The sequence below is a fragment of the Pseudanabaena sp. BC1403 genome, assembly GCF_002914585.1.
Lineage (GTDB): Bacteria > Cyanobacteriota > Cyanobacteriia > Pseudanabaenales > Pseudanabaenaceae > Pseudanabaena.
Genome location: NZ_PDDM01000003.1, coordinates 227,937 through 239,905, shown reverse-complemented (window position 1 = coordinate 239,905; position 11,969 = coordinate 227,937). Strand labels below are relative to the sequence as shown.

Sequence of the window (11,969 nt, the reverse complement as noted above, 5' to 3'; positions counted from 1 at the left end):
CTTCTACGTAGTATCTTCTCCTTTGTAAAATTCTAGTCTTATATTATCTTCTTCTTTATAAGATTCTAGTCTTATATTATCTTCTTCTTTAGAGACCACAAAAAAAGCTTGCTCATCAAGAACTGGTGGACAACCAGATGGAGTATCAGGATAGATGAGAGATTGTTCCCATCGATGAGCAAGAGTTACAAAATTGCAGTAGGCTAGTGAACCATGCTTCTCTCTTGCACTATTTAAGTAGCAATTGAATAGTTCATAATACTTAATCACGACCGAGAAAAACAGCTCTTTTAAATATTCCTCGTCAGCAACCCCAAGCCTGACATCTAGACTCATATTTTCAAAAAAAGTTAATATTTGAGTTAAGTGGTCTTTCAATTCATAATATTTTCCTGTTGACTCAAAAGATCTGTGTATATTTTTTTGGATATTTTTTAATGCACTAGGATTCTTATTCTTCAAATCCATTAACACCTTTACTGCACCTATTTTATTGTTATTACCATCTTTATTAATCTTTCTAATTTCTTCAAGTTCTTCAAGTTTCTTACTTGTATATTGTCTAATTTTTAGTGTTGACTCTTTCATCTCGGAGCTATACCATTCTGTAGCAAAAGAGGCTGCCCTTGTCAGTCTTTCTTGATGGTTACGGTCATGTATACTTTTAGCTGTTGTAAATAATCCTGCTATTGCCACGGCAGACACAATAAAGCCAAATGATTCTTTTTTGTCACTTAAGATTTGTTCCTTCTGTAAAATCTGATTACTGATAGCATTGTCATGATTTTTGCCGAAACCAACTCCAGCTTTTAATATGCTCAATACAGGATTTGAAATAATTTTATCTTTAGGATTCAATGTAGATATTACGATTTGTCCTATATAAATAAAAACCACAGTAAAAACTATAGATACTAAAAACTGTAACCCCAGATCAAAATGTATAGATCTTATCAATCTTTCATTCAAAAAGTGTAGCAAATACTTGAAATAATGATTGCCATTCTTTAATTGATTTGGAGGAAAAGACTTGTCTGGTATTTGAGATTTCATGTTGTAAGCCTCTTTAATTATAAATCTATTTGATTTACAACAATTCCATGTCAAGATTTTACTCATTACTTACATTGTTAATCAGATTAATAAGTTTGAAGTAACCCTGATAGAATATTTAATAAATTTACAAGTAAATTTATATTTCACAATTTTTTCTGCTTGAAAATGAAGTAAAAACTACAGTTACTTATACCCCCTAAAAAATTGGTTAGTATAACGTTTTAGAATTTTATGGCTAGACATCCTAGAACTAATGTCCAAAACTCACCCATAGTATGATTCCAATTGATCACTATCGGTTAAAAAATGCGATCACTAAAATTAGTTATTGTATTCTCTTGAGACCAAACAAACAAAAGCTTTGCTGAGCAAAGCTTTTGTTTGTTATTTCTGTAAACTGATCGCAGGTTACTTAGTTGCAGCAGCCTTTTTCGTTGTCGTCTTTTTAGTCGTTTTCGCGGCAGTTTTGGTCGTTGCGGCTTTAGTCGCTGTGGATTTTGTGGTGGTCTTTTTAGTGGTGGCCTTCTTGGTTTCGCTAGAAGCAGACTTAGTACGCTTACTAGTACTTTTGCCAGACTTACTTGCCAACATCGACAGCGCCTCTTCTAAGGTCAGACCTTCCACAGTTTGCTCCTTAGTTAGCGACACATTCACCTTGCCATGCTTCACATATGCGCCATACTTACCATCGAGAATCTCGATCGCTTCACTATCATCGGGATGTTTGCCGAGGGATTTCAAGACCTTGGCGGCAGCGGCTCCACGTAGAGTCTTGGGCTGGGCGAGCAACTCTAAGCCGCGTTCAAAGGTGATCGTGTAGGGATCATCAGTGGACTTTAGCGATCGATTGTCGTCCTTGTCGCCGTTCCCTTTGGTATGACAAACATAGGGGCCAAATCTACCCGTATTCACAAAAACACGATTACCAGTTTCAGGATGTGCGCCCAAAGTGCGAGGCAAAGCTAGTAACTTGACCGCAATATCGACGGTGACATTTTCGGGCTGCATTCCCTTGGGCAATGAAGCCCGTTTAGGTTTAGGCACAGCATCTGTAGCTTGACCTAGCTGTACATAGGGGCCATATTGACCCATCATCATGAAGATTGGCTCATTCAGTTCTGGATGAATACCAACTTGATCAGGGCCTTCGAGCTTCTGCTTGAGCAGAAGTTCGATTTTTTCGGGAACTAGATCAGAAGGAGTCAAGTTTTGAGGAATGGAGGAATTAACTGTGCGATCGCCTTCTCCAACTTGGATATATGCGCCGAACTTACCGATTTTAACCTTGACATCATCATCTAAACCTTCCAGACGCACCGTTCTTGCGGATTCACCATCAATTAAGCTATCGCGAGACTTCACCTGTCCGCTTAAGCCCTGTTCTCCTGAGTAAAATTTCTTGAGGTATGGCAACCATTCCACACTTCCTGTGGAAATGTCATCGAGGGTTTGTTCCATTTTGGAAGTGAAACTAGGATCAACGAGATTGGGAAAATGCTCCTCTAATAAACTAGTGACAGCAAAAGCGGTAAAGCTAGGAATGAGCGTATTATTTACAAGCTGTACATAGCCGCGATCGCAGATCGTGCCAATAATGCTGGCGTAGGTACTGGGGCGACCAATGCCTTCACTTTCGAGCATCTTCACAAGGGCAGCTTCGGTAAACCTTGCAGGTGGTTGAGTTTCATGTCCGACCGTATTTAATTCACGGCAGACTGGATGATCCCCAACTTTGAGCGGAGGCAACATTACCTCTTTTTCTTCTAGCGCTGCATCGGGATCATCAGAGCCTTCCACATAGGCACGGAAAAATCCTGCGAAATCAATACGCTTACCCGATGCGCGGAATAAAGCATCCTCAACGGTCAATTGCACACTAAGCATCGTCAGGCGTGCATCTTCCATCTGTGAGGCAACAGTACGCTTCCAAATCAGGTCATAGAGGGCTAACTCGCGCCCTGACAGTCCTGTTTCTTGCGGAGTGCGGAAAGTTGCGCCTGCGGGACGGATTGCTTCATGGGCTTCCTGTGCGCCCTTGGATTTGGTCACATATTGGCGTGGCTCTTTGCTCAAGAAGTTATTACCATACATGCTAGTCACGCATTGACGCGCCGCCGTGATCGCCTGTTGGGACAGATGCACTGAGTCAGTACGCATATAGGTAATGAAGCCTTGCTCGTATAAAGCTTGAGCTACACGCATCGAATCCCTTGCCGACAAGCGCAGTTTACGGTTAGCTTCTTGTTGCAATGTTGATGTAGTAAAAGGTGGTGAAGGCTTGCGGGTGGTCGGACGTTCATCAAGATTGCTCACCGACCAGACTTTGCCATTTAGTTTCTGTTGCAGTGCGATCGCAGCCGCTTCATCCAACAATAAAACTTTACGTCCTTTGGCGATTTTGCCCGTCGCTTCATCAAAATCTTTACCAGTGGCAACATTCACGCCGCCAACTGAGACTAGCTGCACAGGAAATTCTTGTTTTGGCGCAAATAGATTTGCTTTCAAGTCCCAATAACTCCCAGATTTAAAAGCGCGGCGTTCGCGTTCGCGGTTGACGATCACACGCACAGCTACGGACTGTACTCGTCCCGCTGACAAGCCCCATGCAATTTTTTTCCAAAGCAAAGGCGAAAGTGTGTAACCCACAAGGCGATCGAGAATACGGCGGGTTTCTTGGGCATGGACTAAGCGATCGTCGATCTGGCGGCAATCTTTTAGCGCCGCTTTGATCGCCTCGGAGGTAATCTCATGGAAAACCATGCGCTTAATCGGTACTTTCGGCTGCAAGATTTGCAACAAATGCCAAGAAATACTTTCGCCTTCACGGTCTTCGTCAGTCGCTAGAATGAGCTCTTTGACACCTTTTAGCGCTGACTTAAGTTCACGGACTATCTTTTTTTTGTCATCTGGGACGATGTATAGCGGCTCAAAGTCAGCATCAACATTTACGCCGAGCTTTGCCCACTCCGTACCCTTTAGCTCGGCAGGAATATCACTAGCTGATTGTGGCAAATCGCGCACATGCCCCATTGATGCCTCTACTCGATATCCAGCAGGCAAAAAATTCCGAATGGTGCGTGCCTTAGTGGGCGATTCGACAATGACAAGAGTAGACATATTAGCCTGCAAGGTTCGCGGTAATCAAAAGAAACTGGAAGATCAATAAGCACAAAATCAAGGGCTTATTAAATACCTTCTTAACCTATATACAATGTTTATGCAGAAAATTACTATTTTTTAGTAGGACGGTAACTACACTAACAAGTTTCCCGAAACTACTAGTTGCAAATTTAGCTATTTAGTGCATTGGACTCAATTAATGCATGTAAAGCCCTATCATGCAACCCCAAAGATTGAAAGGCGGCGCGAAGCGCCGCCTTTCAATCTTTGGGGTCTACAAGTTACCACGATATTTTGAGAAGTTAGCAATACTCTCTAGGGAGTGGTTTCCTGGATAGAGTTTGCCGTTGATCTCCCATGTCGGATAAGCTCGCACTTTCTTGTCGCGGCAAAGTTGGGTCTGAGGATCGACACCGCGCTGATCGCATTCAACGACTTCTAAGTGTTTTACAGCCTCCTTGCCAAAGCGTTGTTTTTGGTGATGGCAATGGGGACACCAATAGGCGGTATATAGCTTTGCGCCGATTTTACGTAAATGCTTGGCTAAGGCGATCTCATTGGCACTGGATGTTGTTGTCACAGTGGGAGCTGCTTCTTGGGCGATCGCAGTCTCAGTCATGTGCGGGGAAAATGTTAACGCTGAGAGGCTGGCAAGACTAGCGATCGCTAGACCCAAGGAGGATAATGTAGAAGATAATCGGCGAAACTTCATAAGGCAGACCTGTTCAACGTTGCTATTTTAACCATAATTCTCTCAGCGCCAAATACTCTAAAATCAGTATTTTTTCTTTACCCTGACATACAATACAAACTATAGTCATCTTATCTAAAACGCGATGAACGCCATCAAATACAAAGCCATAGTAAAAAATGGCAGACTAGATATGCCGATCATCAATCTTCCTGAAGGAACTATTGTGGAAGCTATCTTGTTAATTGAGCAAGAATCACAAATAGATATTGACGAAACAGCATATTTACTCTCCACAGAAGCTAATCGCCGCAATCTAATAGAAGGCTTGGAAGAATTAAAACAACCACAGAACTATATCTACGTTGACATTGCTGCATTATGAGAAAAGTAGCATTTTTAGCTCGTGGATTCGATGAATTTAGCCAATGGGCAACGCAAGACAAGAAAATTTACAGCAAAATCGTCACCCTCATCAAAGATATCCATCGCGATCCTTTCACTGGATTAGGTAAGCCCGAAGCATTAAAGCATGAGCTGTCAGGCTTGTGGTCGAGACGCATTACAGATGAACATCGCCTAGTGTATCGGGTAACAGACGAGGAGATCGCCATTATATCTTGTAAGTTTCACTATTAAACGACATAGCTATAGCCACTTATGTTAGGACAAGATAAAAGCTCAAAAGAGAGTTGCGGCGCAAAGCGCCGCAACTCTCTTTTGAGCTTTTATACCAAAACACAAAGTAGCGCAGCCATTTTGTGTTTTTAAAACCCTTACAGGGTTTGATTTTTAATTCACAGAATTGTTGTCACATTTTTGTGAATTGGTATTATCTTTTATCAAAACAATCTTCGTGAAAACTGTGAATTTGGTCTTAGCTTAATCATGTCAAAACTCGAAAATCTCAAGATTGCGATCGTCCATGAATGGTTTGTGACCTATGCAGGATCGGAGCGCGTGGTCGAGCAAATTTTAAATTTATTTCCCCATGCCGATCTGTTTGCGGTCGTGGATTTTTTCAATGATTTTCAACGGGGATTTATTCAAAACAAAAAAGTTACAACTACTTTTATTCAAAAGCTTCCTTTCGCCAAAACAAAGTTTCGCAAATATTTGCCGCTCATGCCCTTAGCGATCGAGCAGCTAGATTTGTCAGCCTATGATCTCATTATTTCTAGTTCCCATGCTGTCGCCAAAGGAGTGCTGACAGCACCGCATCAATTACATATTTCCTATGTGCATTCACCAATTCGCTATGCTTGGGATTTGCAACATCAATATTTAAAAGAGTCAAATTTAGATCGTGGTATTAAAAGCTGGATTGCTAGATGGATTTTGCATCAGATCAGAATTTGGGATACGCGCACGGCAAACGGTGTTGATCTGTTTATCGCTAATTCCAAGTTTATCGCCCGTCGGATTCAAAAAGTCTATCGGCGATCGGCAGAAGTAATTTATCCACCTGTAGATCTGCAAAATTATACATTGTGCGAACAAAAGCAGGACTTCTATCTCACTGCGTCACGGTTGGTTCCCTATAAAAGGATTGATCTAATTGTGGAAGCATTTTCGCAAATGGGCGATCGCCAATTAATTGTGATTGGTGATGGCGAACAGATGGCAAAAATTCGTGCCAAATCAAGCAGTAATATCAAGTTTCTTGGGCATTTAGAACCAGATTTATTACGCGGATACATGCAAAATGCTAAAGCCTTTGTATTTGCATCTGAGGAAGATTTTGGGATTACGCCTGTAGAGGCTCAAGCCTGTGGCACGCCAGTAATTGCCTACGGTCGGGGTGGGGTAAGTGAATCAGTGCGCGGCTTAGACTGCGATCGCCCCACAGGTGTATTTTTTGCACAACAAACGGTGATGAGTATCCGTGAAGCTGTGCTTGAGTTTGAAGAGAATAGCGATCGCATTTTACCTGCGACTTGTCACGAAAATGCGATGCGCTTCTCAACGGAGAGATTTCAAACAGAGTTTTTGGAGTTTGTAGAACAGGCTTGGTGCGATCGATCATAAAAAAGGGGCGCATTGCGCCCCTTTTTTTATGATCTCAACTTTTTCGATTCAATCAGCATTGAATCGATGAGTGGCTGGAGAATCAACTCCATTGCAAAGCCCATCTTGCCGCCAGGGACAACCAAGGTCGTATGACGAGACATGAAAGAATCATGAATCATGTCGAGAAGGTAAGGGAAGTCAATATTAAACTTTTCACGGAAGCAACGATTGGTGTGGATAACAACAAGACTTTCGTCGAGGGTCGGAATATCGCGACAGATGAAAGGATTGGAAGTGTCAACAGTCGAAACACGCTGGAAGTTGATATGAGTTTTCGAGAATTGAGGTGCAATATAGTTTACATAATCTGGCATCCGACGCAAAATTGTATCGACGATCGCCTCTGCACTATAGCCACGTTCAGCATTATCACGATGAATTTTTTGAATCCATTCCAAATTCACAATGGGAACTACACCCACTAGTAGATCAACATACTGAGCAACGTCAATATCTTTGGCAACGATACCACCATGCAAACCTTCATAGAAAAGCATATCTGTGTCAGATTCGATGCTTTCCCAAGGAGTAAATTCTCCAGGTTTTGCCTCAGTACCTAAGCGACCATTGTGATGCTCAGCTTCCTCGGTACTGTGGAGATAGTAACGTCTTTGCCCATTCCCAGTCTCGCCATATTCCTTGAAGAGTGCTTCTAGCTTATCTAACACATTTGCTTCTAAGCCGAAGTGACTCATGTTGCGACCTTCAGCCGTAGCTTTCTTCATCACTTCACGCATCTCTACACGGTTATATTTGTGATAGCTATCGCCTTCGACGATCGCTGCCTTAATATTTTCCATCAAAAAGATATGTTCAAAAGCACGTTTAACGGTACTAGTACCAGCCCCTGACGAGCCTGTTACAGAAATAACTGGATGTTTTTTAGACAAATTTTTTCTCCTTAATTTTATTTAATTTATGTGCTTTTTTATTAGCGTGAGTGCGATCGCCCGCAGCAGCCATTTAAGAATTACTTTCTACGGTCAAAGACTCGAAGAGATCCCCTCAGTCCCTAAAAAAGGGACAAGAATTTAATTCTTCCCCTTTTTTAGGGAGGCTAGGGCGATCTTTGGCAATTCCTAAATGGGGTCGAGTCACAAAAAATCTTAAAACTACTATACCTTTGTATATAGCGCCCAAGAAAGCAAAAAATGATCAACTTTGAGGGCAAAATTTGCAGACATGATTTCTGGTCTATCAAAATTACCGCAAAAATTCGCTGATACTTTAACTATTGGCAATGTCATCCTCAAAAGTCGGGTGCTGCAATCGCCATTGTCAGGGGTGACAGATTTGGTGTTTCGGCGGTTAGTAAGGCGCTATGCGCCCGATTCGATGCTTTACACCGAGATGATCAGCGCTACGGATTTGCATCATATGAAAGCTTTGCCCAAATTAATGGAGATCGATCGCCATGAAACACCTATTAGCATTCAGCTTTTTGATTGTCGTCCTGATTTCTTAGCAGAGGCTGCCCAAAAAGCAGTTATCGAAGGCGCAGACACCGTAGACATTAATATGGGTTGCCCAGTCAATAAAATTACTAAAAAAGGCGGTGGTTCATCTCTGTTGCGTCAGCCTGAACTCGCCGCCCAAATTGTGCGATCGGTGGTCGATGCCGTCGATATTCCTGTCACGGTGAAAACCCGCATCGGTTGGGACGATGCCGAAATTACGATTTTGGACTTTGCTAAGCGGATGGAGGATGCAGGAGCAAAGATGATCACCGTCCACGCGAGGACGCGATCGCAGGGCTATACGGGTGTTGCCAAGTGGGAGTGGATTCGTAAGGTCAAAGAGGTGCTGACGATTCCTGTAATTGCCAATGGTGATATTTTTTCGGTGGAGGCAGCGATCGCTTGTTTAGAGCAGACGGGTGCGGATGGGGTGATGTGTTCGCGGGGGACTTTGGGATATCCGTTTTTGGTGGGCGAGGTTGATCATTTTTTAAAAACGGGTGAATATTTACCAAAACCGACTGCGATCGAATGTTTGCAAGTGGCTAAAGAGCATTTACAAGGGCTTTGGGATTACAAAGGTATCCGTGGCATCAGGCAATCCCGCAAGCATATGACTTGGTATGCGAAGGGCTTTGTCGGTGCGGCGGCTTTGCGCGATCGCCTCTGTCGGATTGAGTCGGTGCAGGATGGCTTTGATTGTCTTGATGCTGCGATCGCGCAAATTGCTAATTCTCAAGGCAAGTTTCAGATGATTTCATCTGAAGATATGGCAGAAATGATCGCCATGAAGCAATAATAAAACTCAAGAATTATTTTTTGTGAGGTGGCAAAGCCACCTCACAAAAAATAATTCTTGATTCTCACTGTGCAAAGCACGGCGCAAATCACCTAACTTTATCAAGAAGCATCATGCAACAAATATTTAGCCGTCGTAATTTGCGCCTGTTTATCACCATCTTTGTGGCAACAGTGCTGATGTTTGCGCTGGGATGGTTTATATTTTTGCGTCCCGCAGTTACAAGTCTCAATAAGACTGCTCAAACGGCTGGTTCTAGCCTTCAGAATATTACCCTTACCGAATTTGATGCCAATGGGAAGCTCCTTTGGGAAATTCAAGCTAAAAGTGCTACCTATCGCGAAGATCGTAAAATTGCTGATGTCGAAGATGTGAAAGGCAAATTTTACCGTGATGGTGAACCGCTCATGGAGGCAACTGGTAATAAAGGAACTATTGATCAAGCCAGTAAAGCAATTTCGCTAGAGGGAAATATTAAGGCGATCGCAGTTCAAGAAAAGATCAATATGAAAGCCGATCGCATGGTCTGGCAATCAGAGCAAGATCTGCTCAAGGCGACAGGCAATATTCAAATTGATAAGCCTGAGGATAAGCTGACCATGACTGGCAAAGAATTAACGGCTAAACCTAGTGTCAATGTGTATAGCATGGAGAAACAAGTAGTTGTGATCGCGGTAGAGCCACCGCTAGAAATGAAGAGCGAGAAAGTTACTTGGGATGCAAAGCGCGATCGCGTGTTTACTGATGTTCCTATTTCTGTAGTCCAAGTCAAAGACAAATTACAACTAACTGCAAAGAAAGGTGATTGGAATATTCAGAAAAAGGAAGTTACTTTCACGGGTGATATCAAAGCCAAAGATCCGAAACTAGATGTTGACCTTGAGGCATCTCAAGCGATTTGGAATCTTGAGAAAAAGTTAGTAACTCTGCCAGTGCCTTTTACAGGAACGAGTAAGAGTCGAGGTATTGTCATCAAAGCCCAGAAGGGAGAAGCCCAAGTAGAAAAAGAGCAGATTAATCTCATAGGGGAAGTATCGGCAAGTTTTAGCTCTACTCAAGGTGTGGTTAATGCCGATAAGGTGGAATGGTTGATTCCCACAAAAATGATTACGGCTAATGGCAATATCGTCTATCAACAGCCCGATAAGAATCTCAATGTGAGAGGCGATCGCGCTGTAGCAAATCTCGAATTGCAAACCGTCACGGTCACAGGCGCAAATGTCCTTTCAACACTGAATCCTTAAACAACTAAGAAGGAATGCGAGTTGGTGTCTCAACATTTAATGTGCCTCAAATCAAGTAGGGTGAGTTAGCGTAGCGTAACGCACTCAAACATTTAGCATTAGAAAGGTGCGTTACATTTCATTAACGAGCCCTACGCGATCGGCTGTCACGAATATTCAAATCCTGCGATTTTGTTAAAGGATTTATCTTTGCGATCAACCCTTGCTAATTGCTACAATTTGTATAAGATCTACTTCCATCCATGCCTGTAATCAATAATAGTTGGCGTTCTTCTTCAGGCGAGATTTTAATAAATCTTTGCCCTCCCAAATACTCATTTGTACTTACTAAGATTACTCCATCGCCGAAACGTACTATTGGATTTTCTTCCCCATTACCGCCAAAAGAAATCGTATAAGGTAATTTTTTCCTTAAGTCTGCATAGGCTTCATTTTCTCTGGCTTTAAATCTAGACCACCGATTTTTTCGTAATTGCGCCTGAAAAAATTGTTCGATTTCTTCTACAGTTTCTTTGCGAACAGTGTAATGGCATCTCAACACATCTTTAGGATATTTTGCTGGCTTGTATTCTTCTGCCATTACCAACTTGTATTTACTCCAGACTTGCGGGGGAACGCCATCTTCGGTAGAAGTGCATCCACTAAGATAAGATGCGACGATGAAAGCAACCGTAGCTATTATAAATTTTTTATTTAGCATGACTTACAATTAGAAAAAAATTCTCGACTGATCCAATTCCTGTAAAAGCTTACCCAAGCTCCCATGGCTTCTTTATCTTTAGTGATGGTTGGAATTCGAGGATAAACTGCAAAATCTGCCTATCTTCCTTCGAGATTTCCAAGCCCTGCCGCCTTATATAATAAGTATTCAGTAGGGTGCGCTAGCCTAGCATAACGCACAAACATTTGTTATCGAAAAGGTTGTAAAAGGTTCATTTAATTGACATTCAAAAGGTACGTTACATTTCATTTAACGCACCCTACATGATCAGCGATCGCACTTCACTAATTTATAGCTCAATCCAGTTAGTCCAATGTATCTGAGTTGTTCTGTTACGCTAATTGTTCTTGCTTTCGCTTCCACCATTCTGCTTGGAAATTCTCCTGCTCTTCAACGCTGACAGGCTCTACATCTTCTCCTGTCTTAAAAATGTATACGAGGGGGTGATACATCTCATCATCTTGATTTACCTGCCATATCTTCGCCCCTAAGCTCATATCTATAGCCATCCCAGTTAGTATGACTCGCCGACTTGCTCCATAACACACAGGTAAAAGACCATGAATCGCAAGCCGCTTTCTCACCTTCTTAAATGATGTAAAATAGTTCCAATCCGTTTCTTCAATCACACCACCAGCCCAAGATAACTTGATAAGACAATCAGTATGACGACCATCCGTATCTGTCCAATCACGACAACCTGTATCAATGCTGGCTGGCAATAAATTACCATCTTCGTCTCTCAGCATGATTTCTATGCCATTTCTACCTTGTGCGAGGACTTCATGCATCAAAAACTCCAAGTCATTAG

General features: G+C 42.3%; 11 protein-coding genes. 5 read left to right on the top strand and 6 right to left on the bottom strand.

Going from position 1 to position 11,969, the window contains the following annotated elements; genetic code table 11:
* Positions 1-3 precede the first annotated feature (3 nt).
* The 3 genes from CQ839_RS04845 to CQ839_RS04835 form a co-directional block, all read right to left on the bottom strand.
* A complete protein-coding gene (locus CQ839_RS04845) occupies positions 4-1,053 on the bottom strand; it encodes a DUF4760 domain-containing protein (RefSeq protein WP_181016101.1) in 1,050 nt (349 codons plus the stop codon).
* A gap of 411 nt (positions 1,054-1,464) precedes the next feature.
* Entirely contained in the window at positions 1,465-4,173 is a 2,709-nt protein-coding gene (topA, locus tag CQ839_RS04840) for a type I DNA topoisomerase (RefSeq protein WP_103667145.1), read from the bottom strand.
* Between the two features lie 277 nt (positions 4,174-4,450).
* Entirely contained in the window at positions 4,451-4,888 is a 438-nt protein-coding gene (locus tag CQ839_RS04835; protein WP_103667144.1) for a protein disulfide isomerase family protein, read from the bottom strand.
* A gap of 124 nt (positions 4,889-5,012) precedes the next feature.
* On the opposite strand from CQ839_RS04835, the gene CQ839_RS04830 reads away from it, so the two are divergent.
* From CQ839_RS04830 to CQ839_RS04820, 3 genes are all read left to right on the top strand, one after another.
* Positions 5,013-5,252 carry a hypothetical protein gene (locus CQ839_RS04830; protein ID WP_103667143.1) on the top strand — a complete coding sequence of 80 codons (240 nt, stop codon included), beginning with the start codon at positions 5,013-5,015 and terminating at the stop codon, positions 5,250-5,252.
* Positions 5,249-5,506 carry a Txe/YoeB family addiction module toxin gene (locus CQ839_RS04825; RefSeq protein ID WP_103667142.1) on the top strand — a complete coding sequence of 86 codons (258 nt, stop codon included), beginning with the start codon at positions 5,249-5,251 and terminating at the stop codon, positions 5,504-5,506. The genes CQ839_RS04830 and CQ839_RS04825 overlap by 4 nt, the downstream gene beginning before the upstream one ends.
* A gap of 249 nt (positions 5,507-5,755) precedes the next feature.
* Positions 5,756-6,895 (top strand): glycosyltransferase family 4 protein, encoded by a 1,140-nt coding sequence (locus tag CQ839_RS04820; protein ID WP_103667141.1) that lies wholly within the window; start codon positions 5,756-5,758, stop codon positions 6,893-6,895.
* A gap of 26 nt (positions 6,896-6,921) precedes the next feature.
* Here the strand turns inward: CQ839_RS04820 and CQ839_RS04815 are convergent, their stop codons facing one another.
* Entirely contained in the window at positions 6,922-7,827 is a 906-nt protein-coding gene (locus CQ839_RS04815; RefSeq protein WP_103667140.1) for a phosphoribulokinase, read from the bottom strand.
* 292 nt (positions 7,828-8,119) lie between these two features.
* Between CQ839_RS04815 and dusB the strand changes: the two genes are divergently transcribed.
* Together dusB and lptC are read left to right on the top strand one after the other, a co-directional pair.
* Positions 8,120-9,193: a tRNA dihydrouridine synthase DusB gene (gene dusB, locus CQ839_RS04810; RefSeq protein WP_103667139.1), complete on the top strand. Its 1,074-nt coding sequence runs from the start codon at positions 8,120-8,122 to the stop codon at positions 9,191-9,193.
* A gap of 113 nt (positions 9,194-9,306) precedes the next feature.
* Entirely contained in the window at positions 9,307-10,437 is a 1,131-nt protein-coding gene (lptC, locus tag CQ839_RS04805; protein ID WP_103667138.1) for an LPS export ABC transporter periplasmic protein LptC, read from the top strand.
* Between the two features lie 205 nt (positions 10,438-10,642).
* Here the strand turns inward: lptC and CQ839_RS04800 are convergent, their stop codons facing one another.
* The gene (locus CQ839_RS04800) at positions 10,643-11,017 is read right to left on the bottom strand and encodes a hypothetical protein (RefSeq protein ID WP_181016100.1); all 375 of its coding nucleotides are present in this window, start codon (positions 11,015-11,017) and stop codon (positions 10,643-10,645) included.
* Between the two features lie 473 nt (positions 11,018-11,490).
* On the bottom strand, positions 11,491-11,949 hold the full coding sequence (locus CQ839_RS04795) for a hypothetical protein (RefSeq protein ID WP_103667136.1): 459 nt from the start codon (positions 11,947-11,949) through the stop codon (positions 11,491-11,493).
* Between the last annotated feature and the right edge of the window lie 20 nt (positions 11,950-11,969).